Genomic DNA, 14,122 nt, shown 5'->3' with positions numbered 1-14,122 from the left:
TGTGAATATGATGAAACAATCACGATTCCATTTGTATCTCATATTGTTCCCACTACTTTATCTCATACATGATATCGAAGAAATTTTAACCGTGGAGAAATTTTTGATTGAGCATTCGGATATTATTCCGTTTCGCGTAACGACGTTAGAGTTTACAGTTGCTTTTTTGCTGCTATGGGTGTTGGCTTCGGTCGGATGTTATCAGGCATTTCAAGGTAGGAAATTTCTCGGAATGAAACCAGGTACCTATCTTTCGTTTTTAGTCCCAGGAGTTATTTTGGCAAATGCTGTTGGTCATATCCTGCCATGTTTGATTTTCAAAGAGTATGTGCCTGGGATTATAACGTCAATTTTCATTTTAGTACCTTATTCCTTTTTCACAGCAAGATTTTTGATAACGATGGGAGAAGTAACGGTCAAGAAACAAATAACCTATTTTGTTATTGGTTTTGCGGCCCAAATGCCGCTTGCCTTCCTTGCTCATATCGTTTCATCAAATATAGTAAAATGGTAATTAGAAAGGGGGAACAGCCATGACAATCGAAATGAAGAATTTTTCAATTGGGCTACCCAAAAAAATGACGTACGGAAAAAATGAGGAAGTAATCACTGGGATTCGGAAACAAGCCGTGGAAGAGGCGTTTTTGACGAAAGATGGATTCCGTGGGGACGGGGTTGCCGATTTAAAGCATCACGGTGGGCCTGATCGCGCTGTTTGTATTTATCCGTATGAACATTATTCATTGTGGCAAAATGAGTTTTTAGTGCAGTTACCACTTCCAACTTTCGGGGAGAACTTAACCCTGACCAATATGGAAGAAAAAGATGTCTGTATCGGAGACGTTTTCCAGGTTGGGGAGGCTGTTATGCAAATCACCCAAGGTCGAATTCCATGTAGTACCATTACAAAAAGAACCAACAATCCGTATCTTTTAAAAATGATGGTTCAAACTGGTTTTACCGGATACTTGGCGCGTGTTTTAAAAGAAGGTACAGTAAGAAAGGATTCTCCAATTACATTAGTGGAGCGAAATCCAAATCAAGTTTCCATTCTTGAGGCGAATGAGATTTATTTTAAAAGACCACGGGATGTCGAGGGAATAAACAAGATTTTGGCAGTTGATGAATTGGCAGATGAGTGGAAAGACATGCTGAATGAGCGATTAGCTAGACTAACTGCTCGCCAATAATAAATATGTCGGGGCGTTGATCCAAGCTGGATTAACGCTTTTTGTGTTGGAGTATTAGAAAAGGTCGATGGGTACGAACAAGCAAATCTGTTGGTGTGAAGTTTTCATGAGGCGGATGAAGTCCCGAACGGCGGGTTGGATTGTTGTGAAAGTCCTTCATAAGGTCGATGAAGCCTCGAACGGCCGGCTGGTTTGATGAGAAAGTCCTTCATAGGGGCGATGAAGCCTCGAACGAGCAACCCTGCCGGTGGGAAAGTCCTTCATAAGGCCGATGAAGCCTCGAACGAGCATCTCAGACGATGTGAAAGTCCTTCATAAGGCCGATGAAGCCCCGAACGAGCAGCCTGGCCGGTGAGAAAGTCCTTCATAAGAATAATGAAGCCTCGAATAAACATATCCTTTCTCCATTCCTAGTCAGGGCTTAAAGATTTTTTATGAAAGTGAAATTTTGAAGAAGCTCCCTTTCAGAGATTGTGATACTTTCCGTTAATTCTTTTGTTCGTAACACAAACTCTTTTACCCCGATAAATTCTGATTCAGCAATTAAGTAAAATTGAGTTCCTCTTTTATATCCCATAAATGGCGCTTTTAGTGTAAATAGCTTCATTGTTTACCTACCTGATAGAAAGATAATTCAATTATATCTTGTATTATTACGAAAACAACTGGATGATAGACGAGAGGTTGAACATTTTAGCAATCACACATTAGACATCACATTTAGCGAAAATGTTCGCAAACCGGGTAAAAGTGTCTAAAGCTAGCAGGATTAGTGCAAGCTTTTATTGAATAATACATAAAAACCTGGGAGACGACTAATCCCTTGATGAAATAAAACAAAGAGGAGTAAATTATGTGTAGAAACATACGAACCTTATTTAATTTCGACCCACCTGCTACCGATGAAGAGATTCAGGCAGCATCTATACAGTACGTTAGAAAGATAACAGGTTTTAACAAGCCCTCCAAGGTTAATGAAGAGGCATTTTACCAGGCAATCAATGAAATCGCGTTGGTTACTCAAAATTTATTAAACGCGTTGGAGACCAGTGCGGAGCCTCGCAATCGTGAGGTAGAAGCTGAGCGTGCACGCATTCGATCAGCTAAAAGATTTGGAGAGAAATAAAACGAAACCCTCCTTGCTATTAACGGAGGGTCGTTACTTTAAACATATCCGGATACAGCAGCACCATGGCGTCCGAAATCATGTCGGCCATTGCGCGAGCTTGCTTTTCGATGGCATCATAAACCTCGATGTCTTTTTGATAGTCCTTATTAATCATAGAGACAGCTTCCTGTTTCGTTAAATCTAGGTGTTCATAGAACATCTTTCGTACTGCCTCTTCCGTTAAAAATGGATTTCCGGTACTTAAAAACTTCGCAATCTCATCTGCGTTTTGATACCACTTTTTCTCGGCCGTCATAACAGCTTGTTGGTTACCTGCTATGGCTGCTTTTACTAGGTCAGCCGCAATCAATAGATGTTCCTTAATTAAGTTTCCATACGTCGTGGCGGCTTCATCACCATATAATCGGCGAATCATATTCCCCATATCTGTTGCGTTTTTTAGAAGTCGCGTAAGGACAAATTGTAAATCTGGTAGATTGAAAGTTAGACTAATAATCGCCATCCTTGTCCACGCGACATGCTCCTCCCATAAGCTGCGTAAATCGTTACGATAATCGACTTCTGCTTGGCTAATACAACGATCCTTTTTTAATGGGTTACTTGGAACTTTAATGAATTCTCCCACTCGCAAATAATATGGATTTATTCCTGGATTTGCTGCGAAAATGTCTTCTATCGTTGTTTTATATGCCTGTGCCAATTGCCAAAGATTATCCCCCGGTTGAATGGCATGTGTGTAAAAACGATTCAATTTTTGACACTCCTTTTTAATAGAACAATATAGATGTTTATTAGAGTATTCATCTTGGATGTACCGGGTGAATGTCCTACTAAAAACGTTACGTTTAAAAAAGGTAATTGGTTAAATATGGAGAATAAAATAGACAAAGGAATTTTTAGGAGGAATCTACATTGGCAACAATGGTCGAACTAAATGAAGGGAACGTAGATGAAGTGGGGTGTTATTGCCTTCGTAGTAAACCAAACTCAACTGGCTATAAGAACAAAAACAACTGGTTGAAGGGAAGGCTAAACGAAGGATTAACGTATATAAAAATAATGGAAGACGACAAACCAGCGGGTTTCATTGAATATACTCCGATTGAGCATTCGTCTAGAGTTGTCTACGGTGAAAATTACTTAGTCATTCATTGTCTATGGGTGCAGATAACGGGAAAGGGTTATGCTTCAACCCTAATTCAAAAATGTATTCAGGATGCAAAGGAACAAAACAAAGCTGGAGTTATTGTTGTGACGAACACTGACACTTCATGGACACCTAGTAAAGATATTTTTATAAAAAATAATTTCATCGAGGTTGACCAGGCACCATATGGATTCGAATTACTACTTTATAAGCTTGGAAATTCACCTGAACCCTATTTCCCGAATGACTGGGAGGAGCGGCTTAACAGGTTTCACAAATTAACCATTCTTCGGACTCAGCAGTGTCCATTTGTCGAGATAGCAACCGATAATGTAACCGAGGCAGCAAACCAATTGGGGATTCACGCGGAGATAATTAACATTGAAAACAGAGAAGAATTATTGAAACTATCACCAACTCCATATGGAATCTATGGAGTCATCTATAAAAATAAATTGATTACATTTCATAGACTAACCGTTCATTCTGCACGAAAAAAATTAAGCATTTTACAAGGAGTGGAGAGATGAGACAGATAATTGCGATGGGTGGCGGGGGATTTTCAATGGAACCAGAAAATCTTTTACTGGATCAATACACCCTTACTCAAGTAAAAAAAGATACTCCAAAAATATGTTTTGTTCCTACCGCCAGTGGTGACCAAACCAATTATATCGAACGGTTTTACCAGGCGTTTCATACACTTCCTTGTCAGCCAACTCATTTATCCTTATTTGAACCCAATTTTAAGGATTTGGAAAATGACATGTTAGCGCAAGATGTAATATATGTTGGCGGAGGAAACACGAGAAATATGCTTCTTTTATGGAAGGAATGGGGATTAGATACCATTTTAAAAAAAGCCTATGAAAATGGGGTTATCCTTGCTGGTATTAGTGCTGGTTCGATATGTTGGTTTGAGGAAGGATTAACAGACCCGTTACATGCTCCATTATATAAACTGGATTGTTTAGGCTTGTTAAAGGGAAGTAATTGTCCCCATTATGATGGTGAGAATAAAAGGAAGCCTTCCTATCACCAGTTAATCTTGGAAGGTAAAATAAAAGAAGGTTACGGCGTGGATGATGGTGTAGCCCTTCACTTTATAAATGAAACCCTATCTACATCAGTTAGTTCCAGACAAAACGCAAAGTCCTATTTTGTGAAAAAGGTACAAAATCGTATTGTAGAAGAAGAAATGATGACTTTATACTTAGGTGATTGAGAGGAAAAGAGCCCTTTTTCGGTGTTTTAATAATTCAAAAGAGTCTTATAATTATTTGGGAACGTTTACAAAATGGTGATATACTATTTTTAAAAGGAGGAAAGTCTATGAATAATAATGAACCACTTGCATACATGAGTGTAAAAGAAATGTCCTCATTAATTGCTGAAAAGAAACTTTCGCCTGTAGAAGTCATGGAAGCAACAATTGAACGTATTGAAGAACGTAATCCTGAAATCAATGCGTTCGTTTACCTTGGTTTTGAGGAAGCACGGGAAAAAGCAAAGGTAGCGGAAGAAAAGGTTATGAAAGGTGAAAGACTAGAATTGCTCCATGGAATTCCAACAGCGATGAAAGACTTATTCGACTTTAAACCGGGTTGGGTAACAACGTTTGGAGGAATACCAGCATTTAAGGATTATGTTGTCGACTTTTCTTGTACATATGCTGATCGAATTGAAAAAGCGGGTGCTATTTTAGTAGGAAAAACGAACAGCCCTGTAATGGGGTTAAGAGGTGTGACTGATAACTACTTGTTTGGTGCTACGAAGAATCCATTTGATGTAAGGAAAAATAGTGGTGGTTCTTCAGGTGGTAGTGCTGCAGCTGTTGCCGATGGATTGGTCCCAATTGCAGAAGGAACAGACGGTGGAGGTTCCATCCGCATTCCTGCTTCTTGGTGTGGATTGTACGGATATAAAGGATCCTTTGGTCGTGTTCCTTTTGTTTCAAGGCCAAACGCTTTTGGTGGTATACATCCATTCTTATTTGAAGGAACGTTAACCCGGAACGTGGAAGATGCAGCGATGGGCATGAGTGTGTTAACAGGATATGATTCTAGAGATCCATTTAGTTTAGATGAAAAAGTAGACTATATGGGTGCATTACAGAAGCCAATTAAAGGCATGAAAATTGCCTATAGTCCTGACTTTGGCGTGTTCCCTGTTGATAATAAAGTAAAAGAAATTGTCTCAAATGCCGTAAAATTATTTGAGGACGCTGGTGCAAAGGTTGAAGAGGTTCGATTTAACATTCATCGTGACCAGAAAGAACTAAGTGATTTATGGAACCGAATGATGATGTATGGAAACATTGGTGCTTTTGAAGGATTTAAAAAGCAAGGAATCGACTTATTAAAGGATCAAAGAGATGATTTGCCACCTGAATTCATTGAATGGATTAGCAAAGGCTATGAAATGAACATGACTGATTTTATTCGTGACCAAGAAATGCGCTCAGAGATTTATGATGCAATCGAAGGGGTTTTTGCGGATTATGATTTGATTATCACGCCAACACTTGCTTGTTTGCCAGTAGATAATCGGACAGATGGAAATACGAAAGGTCCGACTCACATTAATGGTGTTGAAGTTGACCCGTTAATTGGTTGGTGTTTAACCTATTTTACAAACTTTACTGGCCATCCATCTGCATCCATTCCAGCTGGTCTTGCAGAAGGTAGGTATCCTGTAGGAATGCAAATTATTGGAAAGCGAAATGCAGACAGTGATGTGTTTGCCGCAAGCTCCGTTTTTGAACAACTAAAACCATGGCATGATATTTATAAGATTTGTAGAGATAGAAGCTTAGTATTATAGGCTAACTGTGAACGCTAGTTTTGCTTTAATAGCTGTGAAAGTAGATAAAAGATTTATGACCATTAACTAAAATAGTGTGCTTCTTGTGGAAATGTTTATTCACCCAACAATTCAACAAAGGCACACTTTTTCTGTGTATTGAACATCCGGAAATCGTAGAGCGTTTCAAACCAAAAGTCTACAAACTGGATAGATTTTATATATAATTAACACTTTGGAGGAATCATGATGGAATGTAAAAAGGCTAAGAAACTCTTTAGAGTTGTAGGCATAAAAGGTGGTGGAGCTTTTGCGGATTTTGGTAGTGAAGTTCCCAAACTCGCTCACCAATTTATGAAACGTATAGACGAAATTGAAAATAGTTCAGGTGTTGAAATCGCCCTATTTGAACCGAAAAGAGATGTAAACCATCTTGAAGGCCACTATTATGTAGGGGTAATTGTTCATGAGCCTTTAACAGAAGTTCCATTTGGAATGGTTTATATGGAGGTCCACCAAACGTATACGACGATTAGGGGAAACATAAATCATGTCGGTAACCTCCATGATAAATTACTAAATTGGACAGTTGACCAGGGAGATAATCAAAATTTAGAAACGTATATTGTTGAAACCTATCATCAAATGGATAACGGTATGGAAGAAGTGGAGGTGTTTTTGCCAATCCTCACGTAATAAATGTTGTTGTCAGCTTGTGGCTTTTCGTAACGGGAAGTTTTGTTGATGGTAATGTGAATATGTCATGATAGTTGAGGATAAGTATCGTAGAAGCTAAAATACTTACTAGTAGGTAAAATGGTGAGAAATATGAAACTTAGAAAAGTTGTCTGAGTGGATTGGGGTAATAACCATGATAGTAATAAGATAAAGGAGAACAAATATGACAAAAGAAAATAAAATCAGCGGAAAACTATCACCAGAACAAAGTGAAGAATTACTAAAAACCTTGAAAGCACGATTTGAAAAAAACATGCACCGTCATGAAGGTCTTGTATGGGATAAAGTTCAAGCAAAGTTAGAAGCAAATCCAGAAAAACAGTGGTCACTTCATGAAATGGAACGTACGGACGGCGAACCGGATGTAGTAGGACATGATACAGACAAGGACGAATATATTTTTTATGATTGTTCAAAGGAAAGTCCAAAAGGCCGTAGAAGTGTTTGTTACGACCGTGAAGCACTGGGGTCAAGAAAAAAGCATAAACCAGAAAATAGTGCTATTGATATGGCTACCGAAATGGGGATTGAATTATTAACAGAAGAACAATATCGAGGATTGCAGGAACTTGATCAATTTGATTTAAAAACCTCAAGTTGGGTACAAACTCCAGCTGCAATTAGAAAACTAGGGGGAGCCATCTTCTGTGACCGTCGCTATGACACTGTCTTTACGTACCACAATGGGGCTGATTCTTACTATGCGGCTAGGGGTTTTCGTGGCGCACTAAGAGTTTAATTTTACTAAGAAAAGATTCCCTATGAAAATGATCATGTTATCGGCAGAAAAGATCATCACACAAGATGGTCTTTTATTTTTAGGGTAACATTCGGAATATTATGTTAATATTAAAACTATAAATTTTGAGCTGTGATAAGAAAAGAAGTAACACTGTCAGAGAGGGGAATTGAGTGGTGGAAGATTTCATTTTGTTTTTATTTATCTTACTTATTATCTCGCTTACTATTACTTTTATAGTCTTGTTCAAAAAAAGAAAAGTAAGCCTTATTGTATCAGGTGTCATTATGATGATACTTGCACCAATAGTTGGTTTTTCAAGTGGTGCTTTATTTCTTCATTTCTATGATTGGGATTCAGGGGGAACTGGAGAAGGCGCTGGATTTGGTGGTGCATTTTTAGGGCTTATAACATTAGGAATTGGTATTGTCATTTTTATCATTGGAATTATAAGATGGATTTTTACAACCTTAAAAAAATAAGAAAAGCTCCTTATTGAAGTAGTGGCTGTGAAATATGGTTTACTCACCAATTTCTCTAAGCCCGAATCATTCAGTGGTTGCCAGTTTACAAGACGCTAACGTGTAGTTTGAAAGTGAGTGCAATAAAAGGTCAAAGGATTAGAATGATGGATACAGATTTATAAAGAAAATGTGTGAAAAAGGGTGAGAATCATGCCGGTTAATTCTTTTGACAACTATCCGATGAGCTGGAAGCCGTCTATGGACAAAACCAACAAGCCAATTTATCAAGCACTTGCAAATCAGCTTAAACAGGACATTATTAACGGAGTTTTATTACCCGGTACAAAACTTCCTCCACAGCGAGAATTGGCCGATTATTTGGATGTGAATTTGAGCACGATTTCAAAAGCTTTTAAAGTGTGTGTGTTAAATGGCTTGTTAAGTACATCTGTTGGAAGTGGTACCTTTGTATCGTATGATGCTTTGTCGAATGCGTATTTACTTGAAGATTCGAAGCCGAAGCATCTCATTGAAATGGGAGCAACCCTACCAGATAATGCATCTTATGAGCCATTACTGCTGCAACTGAAAAGTATGTTGCAAGAGACAGATTATGAGAAATGGTTTGGTTATGGTAGAACGGGAGAAAGTCTATGGCAAAAGGATGCTGCTGTACAACTAATCCGAAGAGGTGGGTTTGAAACAAACGTTGATCACATTGTGTTTGCAAATGGAGGACAAAATGCGATGGCTGCCACACTTGCGAGTCTTTGCCGACCAGGTGATCGCATCGGTGCTGACCATCATACATATCCGGGCTTAAAAACTGTTGCTTCAATGCTAAGTTTGCAAGTAGTCCCGATTAAATCAGTAAACAATGAAATGAGTCCAGATGCTGTTGAATATGCGTGTAAAAATGAGAATATTAAAGGGATATACATCATTCCAGATTATCATAATCCGACAACTTCAAGAATGTCTATCGAGAATCGTAGGAAAATAGCGGAAGTTGCCAAAAAGTGTAATCTGTTCATTATTGAAGATGCAACATACCATCTCCATAACGAAAACCCACTACCAGCAGTTGCATCATTTGCACCCGATCATGTCATCCATATTGCGAGCTTATCGAAATCAATAGCACCAGGATTACGACTCGCGTATGTAGCAGTCCCGATGCGATACAAAGAAATAATTTCAAGAGCACTATATAATATAAATATATCTGTTTCACCGTTATTAGCTGAATTAACAGCACGTCTTATTGTATCAAATCAATTTGAGGACTTAATTGAAAGGCATCGTGAACAAGCCATTCTCAGAAACCAAGTGGTAAATCGATATTTGGCAGACTATACGTGTTTAGGTGCTGAAACAGGCATCTTTCGTTGGTTGTTGCTACCAGGTAAGATTACAGGTGCTGAATTTGAAAAAGTAGCTGCACAACAGGGAATACAAGTGTATGCTGCTGAACGTTTTGTCGTTGGAAATAGTTGTCCAGAGCGGGCTGTAAGGGTTGCAGTCTGTGCTCCAGAAACAATTGAAGAGCTTGAAAAAGGACTAATCATTCTTAAACGGTTACTATCACAACTACTATAAAAGTGTTTGCCATACAATTAATTTATTGTATGGCATTTTTATTGGTGTTAAAATGTTTGAAATTAGGATTAATTCTGATAATAGATTGGTAGGTGGGAATGTGTTCAACAAAAATGCAAAAAAGAAAGACAATCAAAAAGCTTGGTTACAAGACTATATTCGTTCTTCAGAAAAACAAAAACAACTATATAAGAGAACATTAATGGTTGTGGTCTTATCCCAAATTTTTGGAGGAGCGGGACTTGCAGCAGGAATAACAGTGGGAGCACTTCTAGCCCAGGATATGTTGGGTGCAGATAGTGTCACAGGTATTCCTACCGCGTTATTTACTCTAGGGTCAGCGGGAGCTGCACTTCTTGTGGGGCGACTTTCGCAAAGCTATGGACGTCGGTTTGGACTTGCTTTTGGGTTTTTAGCAGGAGGATTAGGTGCCATTGGAGTCGTCATTTCAGCTCTCACAAATAGTATTCTACTATTATTCGTTTCATTACTTATCTATGGGGCTGGATCAGCTACAAATCTACAAGCACGGTATGCAGGAACAGACTTGGCTAATTCAAGACAAAGGGCGAAGGCGATTAGTATAGCCATGGTTTCCACCACATTCGGTGCTGTCGCAGGCCCAAACCTTGTTGATGTAATGGGAGAATTTGCGACATCAATCGGAATTCCAGCTTTAGCGGGCCCATTTTTATTAGCTGCAGTCGCTTATATTCTTGCTGGTATGGTTTTCTTAATTTTACTAAGACCAGATCCTCTTATTGTTGCAAAAGCAATATCTGATAATCAACGTTCAACCGATAAATTACGTTTAGAGGAAGAGTCTGACTCCACATTGATAAACAGGCGAGGAGTTCTTGCAGGAGCTTCAGTAATGGTCCTAACTCAATTTGTTATGACTGCAATTATGACGATGACACCGATACATATGGGACATTATGGCCATCATTTGAATGAAGTAGGACTTGTGATTGGATTTCATATAGGAGCTATGTTTCTGCCTTCATTGATAACCGGGTTTCTGGTTGATAAAATTGGCCGTGCCATGATGGCTTTTGCTTCTGCAGTTACCCTACTTGCCGCTGGTCTTCTAGCTGCTTTGGGACCTGCCGATTCGATGGTAGTACTCGTTATAGCGCTTGTTTTACTTGGGCTTGGCTGGAATTTCGGTTTAATTAGTGGTACAGCCATCCTTGTAGATGCAACATCACCATCCTCTCGGGCTAAGACCCAGGGCTCTGTTGATGTTGGGATAGCTTTGTCGGGGGCTTTAGGAGGAGGCATATCTGGAGTGATTGTTGCACATTCAAGTTATCCAGTGCTATCAGTTGCTGGTGGTATGTTTTCATTGGTGATTATTCCAATCGTGATCTGGGCAGGTATCGACAAACAGAAGAAGTCTGCTAAAATACAAATACCTGAAAATTCAGGTCCCCATTCAAGTAAAAGTAGCTACTAAACTAGTATAATTGTTTAAAGAGTAATTTACATAACAGGTCTTCTACTAAAGCTCAGGTTGATTTCCCTGAGGGCATATTGATAATATATAACAATATGTGTCACAACTAGTAAAGGAGGCAAAACTGAGATGAAAATTATTGTTACTAGTTTATTTGTAGAAAATCAAGAGAGGGCATTAACGTTTTATTCTAAAACCCTGGGCTTTAAAATCAAGCATGACGTTCCCGCGGGGGAATATAGGTGGATAACGCTTGTTTCCCCTGAGGATCAAGAAGGTACCGAGCTTTTGCTCGAACCGAATGTCCATCCGGCTGCCAAAGAGTATCAAAAAAAGATCTTCGCCGACGGAATTCCAGCAACAATGTTTGGGGTTTCAGATGTTCACAAAGAGTACGAACGATTGAAACAGCTTGGTGTAAAATTTAAGACGGAACCAACAAATGCTGGGCCAGTTACAATAGCTGTCTTCGATGATACCTGTGGTAACCTTATTCAGATTGCTCATAATAATTAAAGAAGAAATAGAATTGACTTAGTTTCTTACCAACGTTAGTAAGAACATCAAAAAAGCCGGAAACTTAAATAGAGTTTTCCGGCTTAAAATATTTTACGATTTGCTTTCTCGACTACTCATTATTTAAATAAGAAAATTCCTCCGTTATTCCTTCATAAACATAAAATTTTTTACGAACTTGCTGTTATGTATCCGTACGGGGCAACGCCATTGTCATAGGACACTTCACTTTTAACAGGAAACCCAAAGACATTTTTTCTATCCTAAAAGTAAATGGGGTGCGGTCATTTTATAACGATCTACTCATTATTTTTCGCTAAGGGCAATTTTTAGTCCGATAAGTGTGAACAGAGTCCCTTGTATGTAGTTAATCTTTTTGGAGAGTGTCGGATTTTTACGAAGGAAATACCCAACCTTTCCAGCGAAGATACTTATGAAAGAAAAGATGACAAATGTTTGGACTAGAAAAAGGATTCCTAGGACAAGCATTTGAATGGAGACACTGCCATTTTCATAGTTAATAAACTGTGGGAAGAAGGCAAGGAAAAACAACGAAACTTTAGGATTTAATAGGTTCATGATGACCCCTTTTTTATATAAAGATTTGTAATCTAGCGAGTCCTCGTTGTTTAGGTTAAAAGTTGAAGCTTTTTCCTTGAAAGACTTAAATGCTAAAAACAATAAGTATGCTGCACCTGCATATTTTACGATTGTAAATGCAAATGCGGACTTGTAAATTACGGCTGAAATACCAATGGTCGCAGCTGCAATATGGACGAGTAATCCTGTACAAAGGCCAAGGGTAGTAAAGATACCTGCATTTTTGCCTTTTGCGATGCTCTGTGCCAGGGTGAACAAGTTATCTGGTCCTGGCATAAGAGTGAGGACGATTGCCGCACCCAAAAAAGATATAACTGATAGCAGATCCACGTTTATTCCTCCTACTTTTTCCCTCATCATTGGTGAATACCTAATTATAACAAAAAGTCTTGCGAATTTAGAGCAAAAATTCCAAATATAGTGTAAAGTAATTTGATAAAGAAAATTATTTGTGAGGTGGATAAACGATGGAAATATTTCAAGCTACAATTGAGGATGTAGAGAGTGTATCCCATTTATTTAATTCATATCGTATGTTTTATAAGCAGAAATCCGATTTAGAAGGCGCAAAGACTTACATAAAAGAACGTATGGAAAGGAAGGAGTCTGTCATTTTTGTGGTGAAGGACGATCAAAACTATGTTGGCTTTACTCAACTTTATCCTACCTTTTCATCCATATCTATGAAAAGGGCATGGGTATTAAATGACTTATATGTGGATTCAAAAGCAAGAAAACAAGGAGTAGGAGAAATGCTTTTACAGAAAGCCAAAGAATATGCAATTCAAACAGGTGCAAAATATATTAGTTTGGAAACAGCACCAGATAATGATTCTGCTCAAAGACTATATGAAAGAAATGGTTATAAAAGGGATTCTGAATTTTACCATTACGAACTAGATTTAGCTGAATAACCTTTAATTGTTAAATAAGGAAGGTGTGATGGCGGTTATATGATAAATTACAATGGAAAAAGATTTGTTTCAATTGCAAACACCGAAAATGGAGAGGTTTCTTCAAAGACGTTTTTTGATTACAAACAAGAAGGAAATATTCTTTCTGCTTCCTATAGTGGTGGAGACATTGTAAAAGGCACTCTGATTGGTATTGTGGAGGATAATGGCTGTTTGAATTTCAGGTATAACCATGTGAATACAAGAAATGAGATAAGGGGAGGACAATGTTATTCAACTCCTGAATCCCTTCCAGACGGTAGAATTAGACTCCATGAGAGTTGGAAATGGCTAGATAATGAACAAACCGAAGGGAAATCTACAATTGAAGAAGTAATTTGAAAAAAATAGGGCCACACCTTGTCGATTTTTTCTAACAAGTGTGGTCCTTTTATTTTATAGCATTCCTAATTTTTGTGCTGCAAATACAACTCATCAAATCTTTTAGCTAGAGTAAAATCCAACTCTGTTAGTCCCCTTGCTCGCCAAGAAGTCATTTTAATGGATATGAGTTTATAGTCAATGGAGATAAAGGGGTGATGATTCATTTTTTCTGACAGTTGGGCAACATGTTGTACAAATTCAATACCGTTTAGATAATCCTGGAACCGATATTTCCGTATAATCCATTTTCCATCAATCAACTTCCAGTTTGGATTTTCTGTTAGTTTATCTTGAATGGCAGACTCACTTAGTTTTTCCATGTCCTTTCCCCTTTGTTTTTTTACTCATATTTTTTAAACCAATTTATTATCGTCAGAGCTTAGATAGTTCTATTACATGCTC

At 38.3% G+C, this 14,122-nt stretch carries 18 protein-coding genes; 14 read left to right on the top strand and 4 right to left on the bottom strand.

Annotated features, from left to right (window positions below):
* Nucleotides 1–7: 7 nt before the first annotated feature.
* Both BTHG_RS10825 and BTHG_RS10820 read left to right on the top strand, forming a co-directional pair.
* On the top strand, nucleotides 8–514 hold the full coding sequence (locus BTHG_RS10825) for an HXXEE domain-containing protein (protein ID WP_010676763.1): 507 nt from the start codon (nucleotides 8–10) through the stop codon (nucleotides 512–514).
* Between the two features lie 19 nt (nucleotides 515–533).
* Nucleotides 534–1,190 carry an MOSC domain-containing protein gene (locus BTHG_RS10820; protein ID WP_010676762.1) on the top strand — a complete coding sequence of 219 codons (657 nt, stop codon included), beginning with the start codon at nucleotides 534–536 and terminating at the stop codon, nucleotides 1,188–1,190.
* A 421-nt stretch (nucleotides 1,191–1,611) separates the two neighbouring features.
* On the opposite strand, the gene BTHG_RS10815 is transcribed toward BTHG_RS10820, so the two are convergent.
* A complete protein-coding gene (locus BTHG_RS10815) occupies nucleotides 1,612–1,797 on the bottom strand; it encodes a hypothetical protein (protein ID WP_010676761.1) in 186 nt (61 codons plus the stop codon).
* Nucleotides 1,798–2,043: 246 nt separating this feature from the next.
* Here BTHG_RS10815 and BTHG_RS10810 point away from each other — a divergent pair, with 246 nt between their 5' ends.
* Complete coding sequence (locus tag BTHG_RS10810) at nucleotides 2,044–2,316, top strand: DUF2277 domain-containing protein (RefSeq protein WP_010676760.1); 273 nt, start codon at nucleotides 2,044–2,046, stop codon at nucleotides 2,314–2,316.
* Between the two features lie 19 nt (nucleotides 2,317–2,335).
* Here BTHG_RS10810 and BTHG_RS10805 read toward each other — a convergent pair whose 3' ends face one another.
* Nucleotides 2,336–3,019, bottom strand: coding sequence for a LysM peptidoglycan-binding domain-containing protein (locus BTHG_RS10805; protein ID WP_408605276.1), 684 nt, complete (start codon nucleotides 3,017–3,019; stop codon nucleotides 2,336–2,338).
* A 221-nt stretch (nucleotides 3,020–3,240) separates the two neighbouring features.
* Between BTHG_RS10805 and BTHG_RS10800 the strand changes: the two genes are divergently transcribed.
* The 9 genes from BTHG_RS10800 to BTHG_RS10760 all read left to right on the top strand — a co-directional run bounded on the left by BTHG_RS10800 (nucleotide 3,241) and on the right by BTHG_RS10760 (nucleotide 11,783).
* On the top strand, nucleotides 3,241–3,996 hold the full coding sequence (locus tag BTHG_RS10800; protein ID WP_042341832.1) for a GNAT family N-acetyltransferase: 756 nt from the start codon (nucleotides 3,241–3,243) through the stop codon (nucleotides 3,994–3,996).
* Nucleotides 3,993–4,691 (top strand): Type 1 glutamine amidotransferase-like domain-containing protein, encoded by a 699-nt coding sequence (locus BTHG_RS10795; RefSeq protein WP_010676757.1) that lies wholly within the window; start codon nucleotides 3,993–3,995, stop codon nucleotides 4,689–4,691. Before BTHG_RS10800 ends, BTHG_RS10795 begins: the two co-directional genes overlap by 4 nt.
* A 107-nt stretch (nucleotides 4,692–4,798) precedes the next feature.
* Complete coding sequence (locus BTHG_RS10790) at nucleotides 4,799–6,289, top strand: amidase (protein ID WP_010676756.1); 1,491 nt, start codon at nucleotides 4,799–4,801, stop codon at nucleotides 6,287–6,289.
* 228 nt (nucleotides 6,290–6,517) lie between these two features.
* Nucleotides 6,518–6,964 (top strand): effector binding domain-containing protein, encoded by a 447-nt coding sequence (locus BTHG_RS10785; protein WP_010676755.1) that lies wholly within the window; start codon nucleotides 6,518–6,520, stop codon nucleotides 6,962–6,964.
* Between the two features lie 205 nt (nucleotides 6,965–7,169).
* Nucleotides 7,170–7,745 carry a DUF4256 domain-containing protein gene (locus BTHG_RS10780; RefSeq protein ID WP_010676754.1) on the top strand — a complete coding sequence of 192 codons (576 nt, stop codon included), beginning with the start codon at nucleotides 7,170–7,172 and terminating at the stop codon, nucleotides 7,743–7,745.
* A gap of 176 nt (nucleotides 7,746–7,921) precedes the next feature.
* Entirely contained in the window at nucleotides 7,922–8,227 is a 306-nt protein-coding gene (locus tag BTHG_RS10775; RefSeq protein ID WP_010676753.1) for a hypothetical protein, read from the top strand.
* A 192-nt stretch (nucleotides 8,228–8,419) separates the two neighbouring features.
* Complete coding sequence (locus BTHG_RS10770; RefSeq protein WP_010676752.1) at nucleotides 8,420–9,808, top strand: aminotransferase-like domain-containing protein; 1,389 nt, start codon at nucleotides 8,420–8,422, stop codon at nucleotides 9,806–9,808.
* Between the two features lie 52 nt (nucleotides 9,809–9,860).
* Entirely contained in the window at nucleotides 9,861–11,267 is a 1,407-nt protein-coding gene (locus tag BTHG_RS10765) for an MFS transporter (protein WP_010676751.1), read from the top strand.
* Between the two features lie 129 nt (nucleotides 11,268–11,396).
* The gene (locus BTHG_RS10760) at nucleotides 11,397–11,783 is read left to right on the top strand and encodes a VOC family protein (protein ID WP_010676750.1); all 387 of its coding nucleotides are present in this window, start codon (nucleotides 11,397–11,399) and stop codon (nucleotides 11,781–11,783) included.
* A gap of 306 nt (nucleotides 11,784–12,089) precedes the next feature.
* On the opposite strand, the gene BTHG_RS10755 is transcribed toward BTHG_RS10760, so the two are convergent.
* Entirely contained in the window at nucleotides 12,090–12,713 is a 624-nt protein-coding gene (locus tag BTHG_RS10755) for a LysE family translocator (protein WP_010676749.1), read from the bottom strand.
* A gap of 137 nt (nucleotides 12,714–12,850) precedes the next feature.
* On the opposite strand from BTHG_RS10755, the gene BTHG_RS10750 reads away from it, so the two are divergent.
* Both BTHG_RS10750 and BTHG_RS10745 read left to right on the top strand, forming a co-directional pair.
* Nucleotides 12,851–13,297, top strand: a complete 447-nt coding sequence (locus tag BTHG_RS10750; protein WP_010676748.1) for a GNAT family N-acetyltransferase — start codon at nucleotides 12,851–12,853, stop codon at nucleotides 13,295–13,297.
* Nucleotides 13,298–13,336: 39 nt separating this feature from the next.
* Nucleotides 13,337–13,678: a hypothetical protein gene (locus tag BTHG_RS10745; protein ID WP_010676747.1), complete on the top strand. Its 342-nt coding sequence runs from the start codon at nucleotides 13,337–13,339 to the stop codon at nucleotides 13,676–13,678.
* Between the two features lie 65 nt (nucleotides 13,679–13,743).
* Here the strand turns inward: BTHG_RS10745 and BTHG_RS10740 are convergent, their stop codons facing one another.
* On the bottom strand, nucleotides 13,744–14,040 hold the full coding sequence (locus BTHG_RS10740; protein WP_010676746.1) for a 4a-hydroxytetrahydrobiopterin dehydratase: 297 nt from the start codon (nucleotides 14,038–14,040) through the stop codon (nucleotides 13,744–13,746).
* Between the last annotated feature and the right edge of the window lie 82 nt (nucleotides 14,041–14,122).

The sequence above is a fragment of the Bacillus timonensis genome, assembly GCF_000285535.1.
Lineage (GTDB): Bacteria > Bacillota > Bacilli > Bacillales > Bacillaceae_L > Ferdinandcohnia > Ferdinandcohnia timonensis.
The sequence above is the reverse complement of the archived record's forward strand: the minus strand, read 5'-3'. Positions and strand labels throughout refer to the sequence as shown.

Bases quoted from the DNA above. Each gene is read 5' to 3' on its own strand.
- BTHG_RS10825 (WP_010676763.1), top strand. From the start codon at position 8: ATGATGAAACAATCACGATTCCATTTGTATCTCATATTGTTCCCACTA.
- BTHG_RS10820 (WP_010676762.1), top strand. From the start codon at position 534: ATGACAATCGAAATGAAGAATTTTTCAATTGGGCTACCCAAAAAAATG.
- BTHG_RS10815 (WP_010676761.1), bottom strand. From the start codon at position 1,797: ATGAAGCTATTTACACTAAAAGCGCCATTTATGGGATATAAAAGAGGA.
- BTHG_RS10810 (WP_010676760.1), top strand. From the start codon at position 2,044: ATGTGTAGAAACATACGAACCTTATTTAATTTCGACCCACCTGCTACC.
- BTHG_RS10800 (WP_042341832.1), top strand. From the start codon at position 3,241: ATGGTCGAACTAAATGAAGGGAACGTAGATGAAGTGGGGTGTTATTGC.
- BTHG_RS10795 (WP_010676757.1), top strand. From the start codon at position 3,993: ATGAGACAGATAATTGCGATGGGTGGCGGGGGATTTTCAATGGAACCA.
- BTHG_RS10790 (WP_010676756.1), top strand. From the start codon at position 4,799: ATGAATAATAATGAACCACTTGCATACATGAGTGTAAAAGAAATGTCC.
- BTHG_RS10785 (WP_010676755.1), top strand. From the start codon at position 6,518: ATGGAATGTAAAAAGGCTAAGAAACTCTTTAGAGTTGTAGGCATAAAA.
- BTHG_RS10780 (WP_010676754.1), top strand. From the start codon at position 7,170: ATGACAAAAGAAAATAAAATCAGCGGAAAACTATCACCAGAACAAAGT.
- BTHG_RS10770 (WP_010676752.1), top strand. From the start codon at position 8,420: ATGCCGGTTAATTCTTTTGACAACTATCCGATGAGCTGGAAGCCGTCT.
- BTHG_RS10765 (WP_010676751.1), top strand. From the start codon at position 9,861: ATGTTTGAAATTAGGATTAATTCTGATAATAGATTGGTAGGTGGGAAT.
- BTHG_RS10760 (WP_010676750.1), top strand. From the start codon at position 11,397: ATGAAAATTATTGTTACTAGTTTATTTGTAGAAAATCAAGAGAGGGCA.
- BTHG_RS10750 (WP_010676748.1), top strand. From the start codon at position 12,851: ATGGAAATATTTCAAGCTACAATTGAGGATGTAGAGAGTGTATCCCAT.
- BTHG_RS10745 (WP_010676747.1), top strand. From the start codon at position 13,337: ATGATAAATTACAATGGAAAAAGATTTGTTTCAATTGCAAACACCGAA.
- BTHG_RS10740 (WP_010676746.1), bottom strand. From the start codon at position 14,040: ATGGAAAAACTAAGTGAGTCTGCCATTCAAGATAAACTAACAGAAAAT.